This is a genomic window from Parvibaculum sedimenti (assembly GCF_009184905.1).
Classification (GTDB): Bacteria; Pseudomonadota; Alphaproteobacteria; order Parvibaculales; family Parvibaculaceae; genus Parvibaculum; species Parvibaculum sedimenti.
The window spans coordinates 14094-31041 of record NZ_WESC01000008.1 but is presented as its reverse complement, the minus strand read 5'-3'; the positions used below and the strand labels follow the sequence as shown (position 1 = coordinate 31041).

Here is a 16948-nt window from a genome sequence, read left to right as displayed (position 1 = left end):
GTATGGGGAACCCTCTCCCCGCGCTGCGGAGCTTTGCGGCCTGATGCAGATCATCCGCCAATATGCCGCTGTGCCGGCGCCGCTTCAGGGCGGCGTTTTCGCGCTCGGCAATTTCGATGGCGTGCATCTCGGCCATCAGCGCGTCATCGGCGAGGCGGCGCGCGTGGCGCGGGAACTGGGCGTGCCGCTCGGCGTGCTGGTTTTCGAGCCTCATCCCAAGCAGTTCTTCTTTCCCAATGAACCCTTCTTCCGCCTGACGCCCTTCCGCGCCAAGGCTCGGCTCCTCGAATCCCTCGGCGTCGATGTTCTCGCCGCCCTGCCCTTCGACGCCGACATGTCGAAAAAGCTCGCGCCGGAATTCGTCATGGATGTGCTGGTGAACGGGCTGCGCACCGCGCATGTCGTGGCCGGTTACGACTTCCGCTTCGGCAAGGCCCGCGCGGGCGACGCCAGCGTGCTTTCCTATATGGGCGAGATGGAAGGCTTCGGCGTTTCCATCGTTCCGGAAGCCACGCTCGACGGAGAAACCATTTCCTCGACGCGCATCCGCGATCTGCTCGGCAAGGGCGATCCGAAAGGCGCGGCGCGGCTGCTCGGTCACTGGTGGACGATCGAAACCCATGTGCGCAGCGGCGACCAGCGCGGCCGCACCATCGGCTTTCCGACCGCCAATCTCGCGCTCGAAGATTATGTGCAGCCCGCCTTCGGCGTTTATGCGGTCCGCATCGAATTCGAGGACGGACCCCACAAGGGCGTCTATGACGGCGTCGCCAATCTCGGCCGCCGCCCGACCTTCGACAAGGAAGACGTGCTGCTCGAAGTTCATATCTTCGATTTCGCGGGCGATATATACGGCAACCACGCCGCCGTCTCCTTCATAGGCTTCCTGCGCCCCGAGCAGAAATTCTCAGGCCTCGATGCGCTGAAGGAGCAGATCGCAAAGGACAGCGCCAGGGCGCGCGAAATCCTCGCCACGACGCCCGCATGACATCGCAAGACCCCGCCGCCTTCATCCGCGCCAATACGGCGCTTCATGAGCCGCCACTGGTGCCGGAGGTGAAGCTTCACCTCGCCAGCGAGATCGTGCCCATCTGGCAGATGACGGAAGAGGAACTCGAGAAGTCGGGCCTGCCCCCGCCCTTCTGGGCCTTTGCCTGGGCAGGCGGTCAGGCGCTGTCGCGTTATATCCTCGACCATCCGGAAGTCGTGCGCGGCAAGCGCGTTCTGGATTTCGGCTCAGGGTCGGGGATGATCGGCATTGCCGCGATGAAGGCGAACGCCGTTTCAGTTCTTGCCGCCGATATCGACATCTTCGCCGCCGCGTCGATCCGCCTGAACGCCGAAGTGAACGGCGTTTCACTCGACGTCACGACCGAGGACATTGTCGGTTCGCCCAATCAGGGCTGGGACGTCATCCTGATCGGCGACATGTGCTATGAGCGCCCATTGGCGGAACGAATTGAGAAGTGGGTTCATTCCTTGGTCGATGGTGGCGCCACGGCCCTGATCGGCGATCCCGGCCGCACCTATCTGCCGAAATCCGGGCTGGAGAAACTTATCTCCTACGCCGTCAAGACCACTCGGGAACTCGAGGACACAGATGTCCGCAATACGAGTGTCTGGCGCGTCGTCTGATCTGTGAACTCATGTTCACTCTTTTCCACTGACCAGATCCTCGAAAACCTTGGCCACCTTGCCGAGGAAAAAGAGCGTGCTGCCCGCCACGATGAGATCGACCCCCAAAAGGATGCCTAGCGCGTAAAGCGAAGCCGTCGGCAGGAACCAGAGCAGGGCACCTGCCAGCGCAAGACTTGAAACGCCGTTCACAATAACCCAGCCCTGTCCCGGTACACCGCCCATCTGCGCAGCCGAAAGAATGCGGATGACGCCATCGGCGGCAAGGAAGCCCCCGAGCAGCAGCGTCAGGCTGAAGACCCCGGACATTGGGTCCGTCAGGATGAGGGTGCCGACGCCGAGACTGAGAAGCCCGGCAAGCATGTTGAGCACGATGGTCGGCGCGCCGCGCACGCTGAGGGCATGAAGGATTTCGACCACGCCCGACATGATGAGAACCCAGCCGACGAAAATGGTCGTCGCCAGCGTTCCGAAATAGGGGAAGAGGATGGCGAGGACGCCGCCCGCGATCAGAATGCCGCCCGCAACCATGTAACCCGTCCGAAAACGGTGGATGAGATTGGCTGCCCCCTGGTCACCCCTGCGATCGCTCATGTCGTCCTCCTGATTTGCGGCTCCCGAAACTATACACCGCGTGAAGTTGATTTACCGAAAGTCTCCTGATGCGCCGCTGCACGACACGCAGGAAACAATTTCGCCTGCCCCTTGTGCAGATTTGAGCTTTGCGACAGCGCCCGGTCTGCGGCAGGGTTCACGCCGTCATTCATTCGAGGGAGCAGCCGCCATGACCGACCATGTGATCACCGCCGTCGACAAGGGCGTTCTGACGCTGACGCTCAACCGTCCCGAAAAGAAGAACGCGCTGACCGACGCGATGTACAAGGCCCTGGCCGACGGCATCGAACAGGCCGAGCGTGACCCGGCGATCCGTGTCGTCCTCTTCCGTGCCAATGGCGATGCTTTCACGGCGGGCAACGATCTCGCCGACTTTGCCGCCGCAGGCAACGCTCCGGCGAATAGCGGCAATGGTGGCCTCCAGTCGAACGTCACTCGCTTCCTCGAAAATCTCGCCAAGGCCGAGAAGCCGCTGATTGCGGCCGTGAACGGGCTCGCAGTCGGCGTCGGCGTGACGATGCTCCTACATTGCGACCTCGCCTATGCGGGCGAGAGCGCGACCCTTCAGATGCCTTTCGTCAATCTCGGCCTTATCCCCGAAGCGGGCTCGACGCTGCTGCTGCCGCGCCTCGTCGGATTGCAGAAGGCCGCCGACCTTTTCCTCACCGGCAAGAAGATCGGCGCGGCCAAGGCCGAAGCGATCGGCATCATCGCCGACGTTTTCCCCGATGCGGAGTTACAGGCGGAAGCCCTCGCTCGCGCCGAGACGCTTGCTGCCAAGGCGCCCACCGCCGTGAAACTCACCAAGGCGCTCCTCAAGGGCGACGACCGCGCCGCCGTGCTCGCGCAGCAGAAGAAGGAGGGCGCCCATTTCGCCGCCCAGCTCCGCTCGGCGGAAGTCAAGGAAGCGATCAGCGCCTTTTTCGAAAAGCGCGCGCCTGATTTTTCGAAAGTCTCTTGATACGGGGCAAAGCGCACCCGACATGAGCCTCCGCTGCCAATAATCAAAACAGGACAGAGGAAACCCCATGAAGCTCAACATGCATCAGGCATCGATCCCGCTCATGCTCCAGATGTTCGGGAGCATTTCCGCCGTGCTCGACAAGGCGGCGGCGCATTGCGAGGAGCGCAAGATCGACCCGGCCATCCTCGTCGGATACCGCCTCGCGCCGGACATGATCCCGCTGTCGGGCCAGATCCAGATCATGACCGATCAGGCCAAGGGCTGCGCCGCCCGCCTCGCCGGAATCGACATCCCTTCCTATGCAGACACGGAAAAGACCTTCGACGAGCTGAAGGCCCGCATCGCCAAGACCGCCGATTTCGTGAAGAGCGTGACGCCGGATCAGATCGTCGGCTCAGAGGATCGCGAAGTCGTGCTGAAGATCGGCGGCAACGAGCTGAAGCTCAAGGGCAGCCAGTATTTCTTCCACTTCTTCCTGCCGAACTTCTATTTCCATGCCACCACCGCCTACGACATCCTGCGCCATGCAGGCGTCCAGATCGGCAAGCGCGATTTCATCGGCTCGATCTGAGGCAGATAAAATCTTAAGTATATCAACCTACGGATATATAATGAAAACCACCATCAAATAGCCAATACACTTGATGGAGAAAACACGAATGAACAAGAGAACGATCTGGATATCGTACGATCTTGGCGTGCGAGGAGACTATGAGAGCCTCTATGCTTGGCTCGACTCCCACGACGCTAAGGAGTGCGGCGATTCAGTAGCGGTTTTGGCTTATGAGTACCAAGGCTCATTGGTAAAGATGCTCAAAGAGGAACTCGGAAGAACCATTACCACTGACAAGCGCACCCGCCTCTATGTCATTTATCGCGAGCCGTCGACCAAGAAAATGAAGGGAAATTTCATTTTCGGGGGGAGACGTACCCCACCATGGACGGGTTACTCCTCCAGAGACTCGGAGACAGTCGATGATGAGATTTAGCCCATGAATGCAATTCTCGTTGACACAGGCGTTTGGTACGCCATTTTTGACCAACGTGATCGACCTCAAGAGCGAGAAGCGGTCGACCGGTTGGCAGATCGAATAGCGCGATTTCACATTATAGTCCCTTGGCCAGTTACTTACGAAACGCTTAGGTCAAGATTTGTCAAGAATCGCCTCGCTCTCGAAGGATTCGAGAAACAGCTAAAGTCTCCAAATATCATACTTGTAGAAGATACTCCTTATAGGGATGAGGCACTTGCTCTCTCGCTTGAGTCATCCTTGCGCAAGAACAGGCCACTTAGCCTTGTCGATTGCCTTATCCGCATACTACTCGACGAACCTGATATGAAAATCCGCTATCTAGCCACTTACAATGAACGTGACTTCTCCGATATCTGCAGAAATAGAAGCATTGAAATTTTGAAGTGATATCGGCACAACACTCAGATGGACTCTAGAAATTTTTCTCTGATGAGAAACACCACGCCTCAATAGGCCAGCGGCCGTGTACCCGTTGAAAGCCGCTGCTGGAAAAGCCGCGGGCGGCCCGTATGGCCGAAGGTCATCGGGCGGCGCGTGGAAAGCGGATTGGCCCCGGCATGGGGCTGCGGCACGTCGATGCGCAGGGAGCCGAGACGTCGTTCGGCCTCCTGCAATTCGCCGCCGCGATCTTCGAGTAGAAGAGGCAGGCGCAGCACCCGCGCCCAGCTCCGCCAGCGCGCGGCGACATCCGCGCCGTCGAAAGAGGCGTGGAGTACCACCGAATGCTTCTCGTTCGTTTCATGCACTATCTCGACAAGAATGACGGGCTTCGCGCCCGACGCCTTGCGATGCGCCACGCGCAGCGCCACGCCGCGATAGGCGGACAAAGGCTCGGTCCAATCGAAAAGACCGAGAATGGGCGACGAGTCGGTCGCCTTCACCACATCGTTCCGGATATCGGCATAGCGGATGAAGCCAAAAAGCCGCGGCACGAGGTCCGGCGCGGGGATGGTCACTCGCTGCGGCAGCGCGAAGGGATCAGCGTCGATCTCGCCGCCAGCCCAGCGTTTGCGCGTCAGCGGAGCAATGGTTGCCCGGCCCATGAATTGGCTCCAATTTGTTTCGAATTGAAGCTAGGCCCCCAAGGTTGGCATTCTCTTAACGGGGCTTCGGTCTGCCCCGATTTGGCTTGAACCCGTCTTTCCGGCATTCTCCCCGCCAACAGAAGCGCCTATTCCGGAATCCCCATGTCCTATTCCTCCCTCCGCGACTTTCTCGACCGGCTCGACCAGACAGGCGATTTCGCCCGTGTGAAGGCACCCGTCTCGACCGTGCTCGAAATGACGGAGATCCAGACGCGGCTCCTCGCCGAAAAGGGACCGGCCGTCCTTTTCGAGAATACGACCAAGGCCGATGGAAGCCCCTCGCCCATGCCGGTGCTCATCAACCTCTTCGGCACCGTGGAGCGCGTGGCGCTTGCCGTGACCATGGACGGCGTAGAGCGGCGAACGGCGAAGGACCTGCGCGAGGTGGGCGAGCTCCTCGCCTTCCTTCGTCAGCCGGAACCGCCGGGTGGCTTCCGCGAGGCCTTCTCCATGCTGCCACTTCTGAAAACCGTCATGGCGATGAAGCCGAAGACGCTTTCTTCCGCGCCTTGTCAGGAAGTGGTGCTGAAGGGCGACGACATCGACCTGAACGCACTGCCCATCCAGACCTGCTGGCCGGGCGAGCCCGCGCCGCTCATCACCTGGCCACTCGTCGTGACCAAGGGCCCCGGCACCAAGCGCGAGGACGACTACAATCTCGGCATCTATCGCATGCAGGTGCTCGGCAAGAACAAGACCATCATGCGCTGGCTCGCTCATCGCGGCGGCGCGCAGCATCATCGCCGCTGGAAGGACGAGAAATCGGAGCCGCTTCCCGTCGCCGCCGTCATCGGCGCCGATCCGGGAACGATCCTCGCCGCCGTCACGCCTGTTCCCGATACACTTTCGGAATATCAGTTCGCGGGGCTTCTCCGTGGGCAGAAGGTCGAGCTTGTCGATTGCAAGACCGTACCGCTGAAGGTTCCCGCCGAGGCCGAGATCGTGCTCGAGGGGCATGTCTCGCTCGACGAATATGCCGATGAAGGTCCCTATGGCGACCACACGGGCTATTACAACTCGGTCGAGAAGTTCCCGGTCTTCACCATCTCCGCGATCACCATGCGGCAGAAGCCGATCTATCTCTCGACCTTCACCGGAAGGCCGCCGGATGAACCGTCCGTGCTCGGCGAAGCGCTCAACGAAGTCTTCATTCCGCTTCTCCAGCAGCAATTCCCCGAAATCGTCGATTTCTGGCTGCCGCCGGAAGGCTGCTCCTATCGCATCGCCGTCATCTCGATGAAGAAGGCCTATCCGGGCCACGCCAAGCGCGTGATGATGGGCGCCTGGTCCTATCTGCGCCAGTTCATGTACACGAAATGGCTCATCGTCGTGGACGACGACATCGACGCGCGCGACTGGAAAGACGTGATGTGGGCGATTTCCACGCGCATGGACCCCGTGCGCGACGTGACACTCATTGAAGGCACACCCATCGATTATCTCGACTTCGCCTCGCCCGAGTCAGGCCTCGGCGGCAAGATCGGCCTCGACGCCACCAACAAATGGCCGCCCGAGACGAAACGCGAATGGGGCACCCAGATCCGCATGGATCAGAACGTCATCGACGAAGTGACCCGCAAATGGAGCTCGCTCGGACTTCCGGGCACGGGCAAGCCGATCTGGAAATAGCCCCTGAGAAGCCGCCGCGGCGCGTCTCTTGATTAGACGCGCCGCTCCGTCTCGTCATTTATTCCTTGTGGGGAATATTCGTTTTTTTATTTCACTCACACAAACCCTGTTTCATCGCGGGACTGCGACAAAATTTCCTCGTCAATTTTGACAGATTCGTATGGTGAATTCGACGCTCGCTAATCTCCTCCATTATTTTTCGCGTATGTAGTCGCTGGCAAAATTTGCCGTGTGAGTTCTGGAGTGCTTGAGATTGACGAGTGGCATGTGGTGGAAGCGCATTGTGAGCGGGCTGTTTCTCGCTTCGATGCTGACGGGTTGCAGTGGCGTAAACGGTGAGGCTCATCGGGATTCTGGACGCAGTGTCGTGCTCGCCTCCTACATGCCGGTGGGGCAGCAGGTGGTACCACCTTTCGGTTTCATCGACTTTTGTCTGCGCAGCGAAAAGGACTGCGAGATCGGCACCGACACGCCCGCCACGCCTGTACTCACGCCCGGGCGGTGGTCGGAGCTCGACGCGGTGAACGATTATGTCAACCGCCTGCCTCAGATCGCCGATGAAGACAATTACCAGCGCAGCGAATACTGGACCTATCCGAACGAGCGCGGCGGCGACTGCGAAGACCTCGCGCTGCTGAAGCGCAAGATGCTGATCGAGCGCGGCTGGCCCGCAAGCGCCGTTCTCCTCGCGACGGTCGAGCAATGGAACCGCGGCCTCCATACGGTCGTCATCGTCGAAACCGATCGGGGCGAATATGTGCTCGATAACCTGAATAGGGAAATCGTCGCATGGAACGAGGCGCCCTATATCTGGAAGAAGCGCCAGTCGCGCGAGCGGTCCTATATCTGGGTCAATCTCAACCGCGGTACTTTCCGGACCGCAGGTAACGACACGCTGCCTGCACTCGGCGAAACGCCGCCCTTCATACTTGCCGCGCGCAATATCGCGCAGCCACAACAGAATGCAGACACGGGCGCCGTTTCCGCCCCCTGATTTCCACCCGCGCGACGTAGCTCAGGCGAACGTGGATCAGGCAGAAGTCGCCCTTGTCTTCGCAAGCGAAACCAGAACGCCGGCCGCAAGTAACCCGAAGGTGACGCCGAGCGAGAGAGCGGCCGGTACCTTCGCGACGAACTCGGCATAGAAAATCTTGCCGCCGATGAAGACGAGCACCGCAGCCAGAGCATATTTAAGATAGGCGAAGCGGTGAATGATGGCGGCAAGCGCGAAGTAAAGCGCGCGCAGGCCAAGGATCGCGAAGATATTGCTCGTATAGACGACGAAGGGATCCTGCGTGATCGCGAAGACGGCGGGCACGCTATCAACTGCGAAGACGAGGTCCGTGAACTCGATCAGGACCAGCGCGAGGAGAAGCGGTGTTCCGTGGCGCACCACGCGGCCGCTCTTGTCATGGTTCGCCCAGACCCAGAAATCATGCCCGTGGAGCTTGTCCGTGATGCGGATATGGCGCCGGAGGAACTTGACCAGCGGCTGCTGGTCGATCGGCCGGTCATGCTCCTCGGCAAAGGCCATGCGGATGCCGGTGACGACGAGGAAGGCCCCGAAGAAATAGAGCACCCAGTGAAACTCGGCGATCAGCGCCGCGCCGACACCGATCATTGCGCCGCGCAGCACGATCACGCCGAGAATGCCCCAGAAGAGCACACGATGCTGATAGAGGCGTGGAATGGCGAAGGCGCTGAAGATCAGCGAAATGACGAAGACATTGTCGAGAGAAAGAGATTTCTCGACAAAGAAGCCAGTGAAGAAATCGAGCCCATGCTCCGCGCCAAGGATATACCAGACACCCGTGCCGAACAGACAGGCGACGGCAATATAGCCCGCCGATAGCCAGAGGCTCTCGCGGACGCCGATTTCCCGGTCTTCCTTGTGAAGAACGCCGAGATCGAAGGCGAGAAGTCCGGCAACGATTGCAGCGAAGGCGCCCCAGGCCCAGATGGGGGTGCCGAAGAGTTCCATGAAAATCCCGGTTCTCAACGCGCCGCGGCAGCGCATGTCAGATCAGGTCCGACATCGCGGTGGACGCCTCCACCGCCAGAGGGGCCCGGACCTCCTCATTGGAATAAAAATAAGGCGCGAATTCTGAAAATCAAGCAACCACCTGCCGCCTCTTTATGCGCGGAAGAAGAAACCCGTCTCGATCATTTATGCGCTTTTTTCTACCCTACCATCATCCGCGACGCCTCATGCTCCGGCACCGCGGTACCGTTGAAACAGCCAGGACGTGGTTTCATGTCTGCTCGCGCCCATCTTCTTCCGGATTTTCCCGCCGATCCCGCGCATAGCGTGTTGCGCAAGGCGGAAAAACCAAAAAACGGATTCACCACCATCGATGTAATCGAACTCCCCAATGGCCTGTGGGAAGTCCGCGGCGATCGAGGCCTCTTCGGCGGACGCTTTCGCACAAATGAGCATGCTCTTCGCTTCGCCATCGAGGAAGGCCGAACCTATCGCGGCTTTGTGTTGCAAATGAAATCCCGCCTGGAAGGGGACGACTGACCTACAGCCGCTCCACTTTCCCGGAGTGGCAATGAAGGGACGCGGGCCTGCTCTCCGGCCAGCGTCCCTTCACATTTTCTGTTTGGAACATTGCTCCAGAGTGTAGACGAGGCCGGGCTCGAGCAGAAATTCGCCGTCCCGCAACCGCCCGATGTCGTAGCGCCCGTCCGCGCGCCGCGGCGCCAATCCCCCAAAGACATAACGACGTCCATAGGCGTCGATGACAGCCTCGGGGACGTGTCGCCCTGCATAGTGGCCTATGGTCGGCCCATCGGAAGTCACATCGCGCAGGAGATAATATTCGAGCGGATAGGCAATGAAGCGCATGATGATGATCCGGCGGATATGCAGGCGGCTTTGCGCCGGCGCACGACACTAGATCGGCGACCCATAAAAATTCCATCGTGATCAAAATCGCGCCATATAAAGCGCACCGGGCATCCGGCGGTATATGTGGCCGGTATCAATGGTTGCATTAAGGATGGGGGTCAAGCAGATCAGTTCGAAAGTACGGCCCTGAGGGGGCTCGCCGCCGCCTCGTCGAACGCGACCAGCACGACACGGCGTGGCCATTCATGCGTCGCCAGATGTGCCCTGACCGCCCCGACCGCTGCAGCAGCCGCCTCGGCTGGCGGATAGCCGTAAATGCCGGTCGAGATCGCCGGAAAGGCGACGCTTTCGAACTTCCGTTCAGCCGCGATTGCCAGCGCCTGTGTGTAGCAGGAGGCGAGGAGCCTGGCCTCCCCGCGCCCGCCGCCATGCCAGACCGGCCCGACGCAGTGCAATATCCATCGGGCGGGCAGGCCGTAACCGGAGGTGAGCTTGCAATCCCCCGTCATGCACCCCTGCAGCGCCCGGCACTCCTCGGCAAGCCCTGGCCCCGCTGCCCGAAAAATCGCGCCGCAAACGCCACCGCCCGGCGCCAGCGCCTCATTTGCTGCATTTGCGATGGCCGTCACCGGCAACCGCGTAATGTCGCCAACATGGATTTCGATCCTCGCCTCTGCGGATGTCATGTGGACCTCGGCATGCTAGCGTCCCTGCGGCACAAGCGAATCACGCCAATGCGTTGCGTATGGCGGAGCGTGATCACCATCGGAGGGCCTCATGTTGAATTATTCGCTGGAAATCGTCGGCGTCTATGTCGGCCTCAATCTCCTCATCAACCTTTTTCTCGCCTATCGCGTTTCGGCGAACCGCGTCCGCTCTGACGTGATGACCGGCACGGGCGAGGACGAGAAGCTCTACAATGCGAACCGGGCCCATGTGGTCAATGTCGAATATACGCCGATTGCGCTTATCGGCCTCGTCACACTGCATCTTCTTTCGGCCTCGATCTATGTGATCCATCTCGCCGGCATCTGCCTGACGATCGGGCGCCTCCTCCATGCGATCGGCCTGACCAACGCCGCACGCAAATCGACGCCGCCCCGCCTTGTCGGCACGGTGCTCACCTGGGCAGGACAGCTCATTTCCGGCGCCGCCTGCCTTTATTACGCGCTGATGTAGGCGCGAGGGGCGGCGCCCCGCGTCGCTTCGCCCCGAATTGCCCACTTGTCTTTTCGCTGAGGGCCTCGATCTGTATAAGGGTCGAGGCCCTTCCCATGCCGGGCCCGTCCCTCAACAGGAATTCCCTTCATGGCCGAGACAAAGCCCGCCACCACCTCGACGTCCGCCGACTCTGGCGTTCTCGACGCAGCCGCCATGCTGGTCGAGCGCGCCCTGAAGGCGGGCGCGGAGGCGGCCGAGGCCATCGTCTTCGAGGGGCAGTCGGTCGGCGTCTCCTGGCATCTCGGCAAGCTCGAGGATGTGGAACGCTCGGAAGGCCGCGATGTAGGCCTGCGCGTTTTCATGGGCCACCGTCAGGCCGTCGTCTCGACCACCGATCTGTCGGAGCGATCCCTCGCGCCGCTGGTCGAGCGCGTCGTCGCCATGGCCAAGGTCGCGCCGGAAGATCCCTATGCGGGGCTCGCCGACCGTGAACTACTCGCCCGCGACTTTCCCGATCTCGACATCGACGATCCGGTGACGCCGCCCGGCGCCCAAGCGCTGGCCGAAGCTGCAGCCGAGGCCGAAGAGTCTGCGCTGGCGGTCAAGGGTGTCACCAATTCCGGCGGAGCCGGCGCGCAATGGGGCCGTTCCGGCATGGCGCTCGTCACCAGCGAAGGTTTCGCGGGCGGATATGCGGGCACCTCCTTCTCCGTTTCCTGCTCGGTTCTCGCGGGCGAGGGCACGGGCATGGAGCGCGACTACGATTATTCCTCGGCCCGACATCTCGCCGATCTGGAAGCGCCAGCCGCCATCGGCCGCTCGGCGGGCGAGCGCGCCGTGCGCCGTCTCGCCCCCCGCAAGGTGAAATCGCAATCCGTGCCGATCATCTACGATCCACGTGTTTCGTCGGGCCTTGTCGGTCATTTCGTCGGCGCTATTTCGGGCGCCGCCATCGCGCGGAAATCGAGCTTCCTGCAAAACGCGCTCGGCAAGCCGGTTTTCGCCCCGGGCATCGAGATCGTCGACGATCCGCACAGGAAGCGCGGCCTCCGCTCCAAGCCTTTCGACGGCGAAGGCGTGGCGAACCGCATGATGAAACTCATCGATGATGGCGTGCTGACGACCTGGCTTCTCGACACGTCCTCCGCCCGCCAGCTCGGCCTGAAGAGCACGGGCCATGCCGCGCGCGGCACGGGCAGCCCGCCCTCGCCTTCCGTTACCAATCTCCACATGGCGGCAGGCACGCTCTCGCCAGAAGAGCTGATGGCCGACATCAAGGAAGGCCTCTACATCACCGAGATGATCGGCATGGGCATCAATGGCGTCACCGGCGACTACAGCCGCGGCGCATCGGGCTTCTGGATCGAGAACGGCAAGCTCGCCTTCCCCGTGAGCGAGATCACCGTCGCTGGCAATCTGAGGGACATGTTCCTTCACATCGTTCCCGCCAACGATCTCGTCTTCCGCTATGCGACCAACGCGCCCACTCTTCGCGTCGAAGGAATGACAGTTGCAGGCACCTGACACGCTTCCCACGCGCGCCGAAGATCGCGATCTGATGGTCGATGCCGTGCGCGAGGCGGGAGCGCTGGCGCTCAGCTATTATCAGACCGAACTCAAGAAATGGATGAAGCTCGGCGACAGCATCGTCACCGAGGCCGACATCGCCGTGAACGACCTCCTCGAAAAGCGCCTCGCCGCGACGCGGCCGGATTACGGCTGGCTGTCGGAAGAAACGGAGGACGATCCCTCCCGTCTCAAGCGTTCGCGCGTCTGGGTCGTCGACCCGATCGACGGCACCCGCGCCTTTGCCAAGGGCAAGCCGCATTTCGTGCTCTCCGTCGCGCTGGTTGAGGACGGCGCGCCGGTGATGGGCGTTCTCTTCAATCCTGCGACCGATGAATTCTTCGAAGCCTCGCTCGGGGCAGGCGCGACGCTGAACGGCGCGGCGATTTCTGTGAGCGAGCGCACCAAGATCGAAGGTTGCCGCATGGCCGCTCACGGGGCGATGTTCAAGCATCCCGCCTGGCCCGCCCCCTGGCCCGAAATGGAAATCATCGAGCGCAATTCCATTGCCTACCGCATCGCGCTGGTCGCGTGCGGCGCGGCCGACGCGGCACTGGCGCTCACCGCGAAGAACGACTGGGACCTCGCTGCCGCGGACCTCATCCTGCGCGAGGCAGGCGGGTGCTTCACCACCCATGACGGCAAGCCCTTCGTCTATAACCGCGAACTGCCCCGCCATCGCAGCCTCATCGCGGCGGGCCCCCGGCTTTATGAGGCACTCTACCGCCGTGTCGCCCAACTGGCACTACCATCCTGAACGGTCCGTGCTAAACTCCGCCGCCTTAGTAACGGCCCGAGGTAGTACGCGTGTCCCATCAACTTCTCCATCTTGTGTTCGGCGGCGAACTTGAGGACCTCGAAGGGACGGATTTCCGCGATACGTCCCACCTCGATGTCGTCGGTATCTTCCCCGATTATGCCAGCGCCTACCGGGCCTGGAAGGGCGCCTCGCAGCGCACGGTGGACAACGCCCATATGCGCTACTTCATCGTCCATCTGCATCGCCTGCTCGATCCGACCCACGGCCCCACGGAGCATGATGAATGACGGGCGACGTTGCTTCACCGAGCGGGCGCATACCGCCTGCTCCCTCCCCGCAAACGCCCGGCACCATTCAGTCGATCCTGCTGCTTTTCGGCTTTCTCGCCTTCGTCTTCGCCTTTGCGGGCCTTGGCGGCTATGTGACGTCGACCAACATCGAGAGCTGGTACGTCGACCTCCAGAAGCCGTCACTTACCCCCGCGAACTGGGTCTTTCCGGTCGTCTGGAATTTCCTCTACTTCCTGATGGGCCTTTCCGGCTGGCTCGTCTGGCGCAGCGCGGGCGGCTTTGCCCCGGGCGGCGCCGCGCTCTCGATCTTCGGCGCCCAGATCATGCTCAATTTCACCTGGAGCGTGGTTTTCTTCGGCCTGCATAGCCCGGGCGGCGCCCTCGTCGAGATTTTCGTGCTGCTCGCCGCCATCGTCGCCAACATCATCGCCTTCTGGCGCGTCAACATGCTCGCGGGTCTGCTTCTGCTCCCCTACCTTGCATGGAGCCTCTTCGCGACCTATCTGACGGCCATGGTCTGGCTCCTGAACGACTGAGCCAGAAATGCGCGTAGGGCCAAAAAACCTAGCCAGCGCGGGAGTTTACCTTATATAAGGCGGGTCCATGGCGGTGGCGGCTCGGCCCCCGCCATGATATGGTTTGGGCCTTAAAGCCGCTGAAACCCCGGCGTTTTACCATTCTCCCACGCCCGCCAGACACCATGTGACGAGGCCGCAGTTGAGCGACACGACCGCACCGGAGACGAAGGCCGACGGGCAGAAGTCATTGCCGCGGCCCGCCGTCGACAAGGGGCATGAGGAACTGAAAACACTCGAGGTCCTGAAGCGGACCACGACTGAATATCTGTTACCCAACTGGCGCCTCGTCGTGACCTCGCTGGTCGGCAGTGTCGTCGTCGCCGGTACCACCGGCATTCTCCCCTGGCTCATCAAACAGGTCTTCGACGAAGTTCTCGACCACAAGGACGTGACGAAACTCGTCCTGATCGCACTCGGCACGATCGGCGTCTCGGCCTTCAAGGGCCTTGCCGCCTACACGACGAACATGACCAAGAACGCGATCGGCCAGAGGATCATCTCGGCGATCCAGACCCGCATGTTCGCGCGGATCATGCGGGCCGACCTCGCCTGGATCGCGAAGACGCATTCCGGCCGCTTCATATCGAGCTTCATGACCGATGCCGGCCGCGTCCGCGACACGGTCACCATGTCCGTCATCGACTTTACGCAGAATTCGCTGACGGTCGTTGCGCTCATGGGCAGCATGTTCTTCATGAACTGGAAACTGGCGCTGATGGGCTGCTCGGTCATTCCCTTCGGCATGATCTATATGCGAAAGCTCGGCAAGAAGACGCGCAAGGCATCGCGCAAGGGGCTTGAAGGCACAGGCGATCTCTCCGCCCTCATTTCCGAAGCGCTGGGCGGCATCCGCGTCGTCAAGGCCTATGGCCAGGAACAGCATGAGATCACGCGCGTCTCGGCCACGGTGCAGACCGTGCTCGGCCACGCCATGCGTGGCTTCCGCGCCAAGGCGAAGGCGAGCCCGCTGACTGAATCGCTCTCCGGCGTCGGCATTGCGGGCGTCATCTATTTCGGCGGCATGGCCGTGATCGACGCCCATCTGACCAAGGGTGAGTTGATGGCCTTCATCTCCGCCATGATGCTCGCCTACCAGCCACTGAAGGCGGTCGCGAACACGCAGACCATCATGCAGGAAGGCGTCGCCGCGGCCGCCCGCGTTTTCCCGATCCTCGACATAGAGCCCACCATTGTGAGCGGCCCGGACGCAAAGCCGCTCCAGTTGAAGGACGGCGCGATCCGCTTCGAGAATGTGAACTTCGCCTATTCCGACGGGACCCACGCGCTCAAAGGCGTCAGCATCGAGGTGCCAAGGGGCCATACGGTCGCCCTGGTCGGCCCCTCGGGCGGCGGCAAGAGCACGACGCTCAACATGGTGCCGCGCTTCTACGACCCCTCATCGGGCCGCGTTCTGATCGACGGTCAGGATATCCGCGAGGTAACGCTCGACTCGCTGCGCGACGCGATTTCGCTGGTCACGCAGGAACCCTTCCTCTTCGACGACACGGTGCGCGCGAACATCGCTTATGGCCGCCCCGGCGCGAGCGAAGCCGAAATCGAAACCGCCGCCCGCAACGCGGCGGCACACGACTTCATCATGGCGCTACCCAAAGGCTATGACACGCGCGTCGGCGAGGCGGGCATGAAACTTTCCGGCGGCCAGCGCCAGCGCATCGCCATCGCACGCGCCATGCTGAAGAATGCGCCGATCCTGCTTCTCGACGAAGCGACCTCGGCGCTCGACACGGCTTCTGAACTGCAAGTGCAGAATGCGCTCGCCGCGCTGATGCAGGGCCGCACCACGCTCGTCATCGCGCATCGGCTGTCGACCATCAAGCATTCGAACATGATCTATGTGATCGACGACGGGCGCGTCCTCGAATCCGGCGACCATGCCTCGCTGGTCGCGCAAGGTGGCCTCTATGCCGAACTGTCGCACTCGCAATTCGACCACGACATCCCCGATGATGAAGTAACTGTATCCTCCGGCGGCGCCGTCAAAGCCGTCGCAGGCGTGTGAGGCACGAAGGAATGTCGTTCGGCAAGGACATCGCTAAGAGCGAATGGGTACAGACGGCACTGGCATTTCTCGCGGCCATGCTGATAAGGCTCGTGCGCCGGACCAGCCGCTTTGAGGTGCGGCGCGGCGACATCGCAGCCCGCTTCTGGACCGGCGATGAGCCGTTCATCGGCGCGACATGGCACGGGCAGAACCTGATCCTGCCGACCTTCTGGCACAACTGGCGCGAGATGCGCATCCTCGTCTCGCGTCATGGCGATGGCGAGATCGTTTCCCAGATCATGCATTTCCTCGGTGTCGGTACGATCCGCGGCTCCGGCGTCCCGAAGGGCGAAGAGCGCCGCGAGAAGCACAAGGGCAAAGGCGGCGCGGGCGCGCTGCGTGCCATGGTGCGCGCGCTCGGTGAGAACGTTTCCGTCGGCATGACGGCTGACCTCCCCCCAGGCCCCGCGCGCAAGGCAGGCGACGGCATCGTCATGCTGGCACGGCTTTCCGGCTGCCCCATCGTGCCTGTTGCCGCGACGACGCGCGCGCGCATTCAGCTGAACAACTGGGACAAGTTCACGATCAACCTGCCCTTCTCCAAGGGCGCGCTGGTCTGGGGCGAGCCCATCTACGTGCCCCGCGATGCCGACCCCGACACGCTTGAAGAGGTCCGCCGCCGCGTCGAGGAGGAACTCAACGCGGTCAGCGAAGAAGCTGAGATTATCGTCGGCCGCAAGCCGAAGCCCATTGGCGCCGGGGCGGCTGCGCTTTGAAA

General features: G+C 61.7%; 21 protein-coding genes. 16 read left to right on the top strand and 5 right to left on the bottom strand.

Annotation, left to right across the window (positions count from 1 at the left end; all coding sequences use genetic code 11):
• Positions 1-43: 43 nt before the first annotated feature.
• Both F2P47_RS10020 and F2P47_RS10015 read left to right on the top strand, forming a co-directional pair.
• Positions 44-988: a bifunctional riboflavin kinase/FAD synthetase gene (locus tag F2P47_RS10020; RefSeq protein ID WP_152216223.1), complete on the top strand. Its 945-nt coding sequence runs from the start codon at positions 44-46 to the stop codon at positions 986-988.
• Positions 985-1635, top strand: coding sequence for a class I SAM-dependent methyltransferase (locus F2P47_RS10015; protein ID WP_152216222.1), 651 nt, complete (start codon positions 985-987; stop codon positions 1633-1635). Before F2P47_RS10020 ends, F2P47_RS10015 begins: the two co-directional genes overlap by 4 nt.
• 15 nt (positions 1636-1650) lie before the next feature.
• Here the strand turns inward: F2P47_RS10015 and F2P47_RS10010 are convergent, their stop codons facing one another.
• Positions 1651-2229, bottom strand: coding sequence for an HdeD family acid-resistance protein (locus tag F2P47_RS10010; protein WP_152216221.1), 579 nt, complete (start codon positions 2227-2229; stop codon positions 1651-1653).
• 190 nt (positions 2230-2419) lie between these two features.
• Here F2P47_RS10010 and F2P47_RS10005 point away from each other — a divergent pair, with 190 nt between their 5' ends.
• The 4 genes from F2P47_RS10005 (at position 2420) to F2P47_RS18130 (ending at position 4635) form a co-directional block, all read left to right on the top strand.
• Positions 2420-3211, top strand: a complete 792-nt coding sequence (locus F2P47_RS10005) for an enoyl-CoA hydratase (protein WP_152216220.1) — start codon at positions 2420-2422, stop codon at positions 3209-3211.
• A 67-nt stretch (positions 3212-3278) separates the two neighbouring features.
• Positions 3279-3785, top strand: a complete 507-nt coding sequence (locus F2P47_RS10000; protein ID WP_152216219.1) for a DUF1993 domain-containing protein — start codon at positions 3279-3281, stop codon at positions 3783-3785.
• Positions 3786-3873: 88 nt separating this feature from the next.
• Positions 3874-4203 carry a hypothetical protein gene (locus F2P47_RS09995; RefSeq protein WP_152216218.1) on the top strand — a complete coding sequence of 110 codons (330 nt, stop codon included), beginning with the start codon at positions 3874-3876 and terminating at the stop codon, positions 4201-4203.
• A gap of 3 nt (positions 4204-4206) precedes the next feature.
• Positions 4207-4635 carry a PIN domain-containing protein gene (locus tag F2P47_RS18130; protein ID WP_152216217.1) on the top strand — a complete coding sequence of 143 codons (429 nt, stop codon included), beginning with the start codon at positions 4207-4209 and terminating at the stop codon, positions 4633-4635.
• Between the two features lie 59 nt (positions 4636-4694).
• Here the strand turns inward: F2P47_RS18130 and F2P47_RS09985 are convergent, their stop codons facing one another.
• Complete coding sequence (locus F2P47_RS09985; protein WP_152216216.1) at positions 4695-5291, bottom strand: DUF6101 family protein; 597 nt, start codon at positions 5289-5291, stop codon at positions 4695-4697.
• A gap of 144 nt (positions 5292-5435) precedes the next feature.
• Here F2P47_RS09985 and F2P47_RS09980 point away from each other — a divergent pair, with 144 nt between their 5' ends.
• Both F2P47_RS09980 and F2P47_RS09975 read left to right on the top strand, forming a co-directional pair.
• A complete protein-coding gene (locus tag F2P47_RS09980; RefSeq protein ID WP_152216215.1) occupies positions 5436-6962 on the top strand; it encodes a UbiD family decarboxylase in 1527 nt (508 codons plus the stop codon).
• A 253-nt stretch (positions 6963-7215) separates the two neighbouring features.
• Positions 7216-7956 (top strand): transglutaminase-like cysteine peptidase, encoded by a 741-nt coding sequence (locus tag F2P47_RS09975; RefSeq protein WP_152216214.1) that lies wholly within the window; start codon positions 7216-7218, stop codon positions 7954-7956.
• A 36-nt stretch (positions 7957-7992) separates the two neighbouring features.
• Here the strand turns inward: F2P47_RS09975 and F2P47_RS09970 are convergent, their stop codons facing one another.
• Positions 7993-8943, bottom strand: a complete 951-nt coding sequence (locus tag F2P47_RS09970; protein WP_152216213.1) for a TerC family protein — start codon at positions 8941-8943, stop codon at positions 7993-7995.
• 273 nt (positions 8944-9216) lie between these two features.
• On the opposite strand from F2P47_RS09970, the gene F2P47_RS09965 reads away from it, so the two are divergent.
• Complete coding sequence (locus F2P47_RS09965) at positions 9217-9483, top strand: hypothetical protein (protein ID WP_152216212.1); 267 nt, start codon at positions 9217-9219, stop codon at positions 9481-9483.
• 69 nt (positions 9484-9552) lie between these two features.
• Here the strand turns inward: F2P47_RS09965 and F2P47_RS09960 are convergent, their stop codons facing one another.
• On the bottom strand, positions 9553-9810 hold the full coding sequence (locus F2P47_RS09960) for a hypothetical protein (protein ID WP_152216211.1): 258 nt from the start codon (positions 9808-9810) through the stop codon (positions 9553-9555).
• A 170-nt stretch (positions 9811-9980) separates the two neighbouring features.
• Positions 9981-10499 (bottom strand): macro domain-containing protein, encoded by a 519-nt coding sequence (locus tag F2P47_RS09955; protein ID WP_152216210.1) that lies wholly within the window; start codon positions 10497-10499, stop codon positions 9981-9983.
• 91 nt (positions 10500-10590) lie between these two features.
• Here F2P47_RS09955 and F2P47_RS09950 point away from each other — a divergent pair, with 91 nt between their 5' ends.
• The 7 genes from F2P47_RS09950 to F2P47_RS09920 all read left to right on the top strand — a co-directional run bounded on the left by F2P47_RS09950 (position 10591) and on the right by F2P47_RS09920 (position 16946).
• Positions 10591-10992 (top strand): MAPEG family protein, encoded by a 402-nt coding sequence (locus F2P47_RS09950; RefSeq protein WP_152216209.1) that lies wholly within the window; start codon positions 10591-10593, stop codon positions 10990-10992.
• A gap of 129 nt (positions 10993-11121) precedes the next feature.
• Positions 11122-12498 carry a TldD/PmbA family protein gene (locus F2P47_RS09945; RefSeq protein WP_152216208.1) on the top strand — a complete coding sequence of 459 codons (1377 nt, stop codon included), beginning with the start codon at positions 11122-11124 and terminating at the stop codon, positions 12496-12498.
• Complete coding sequence (locus F2P47_RS09940; protein WP_246176826.1) at positions 12485-13297, top strand: 3'(2'),5'-bisphosphate nucleotidase CysQ; 813 nt, start codon at positions 12485-12487, stop codon at positions 13295-13297. Before F2P47_RS09945 ends, F2P47_RS09940 begins: the two co-directional genes overlap by 14 nt.
• A 50-nt stretch (positions 13298-13347) precedes the next feature.
• Entirely contained in the window at positions 13348-13587 is a 240-nt protein-coding gene (locus tag F2P47_RS09935; RefSeq protein WP_152216207.1) for a DUF4170 domain-containing protein, read from the top strand.
• Positions 13584-14126, top strand: a complete 543-nt coding sequence (locus F2P47_RS09930; protein ID WP_204886614.1) for a TspO/MBR family protein — start codon at positions 13584-13586, stop codon at positions 14124-14126. The genes F2P47_RS09935 and F2P47_RS09930 overlap by 4 nt, the downstream gene beginning before the upstream one ends.
• Before the next feature lie 181 nt (positions 14127-14307).
• Entirely contained in the window at positions 14308-16188 is a 1881-nt protein-coding gene (locus F2P47_RS09925; RefSeq protein ID WP_185681054.1) for an ABC transporter ATP-binding protein, read from the top strand.
• Positions 16189-16199: 11 nt separating this feature from the next.
• Positions 16200-16946 (top strand): lysophospholipid acyltransferase family protein, encoded by a 747-nt coding sequence (locus F2P47_RS09920; RefSeq protein WP_152216205.1) that lies wholly within the window; start codon positions 16200-16202, stop codon positions 16944-16946.
• The last annotated feature ends 2 nt before the right edge of the window (positions 16947-16948 follow it).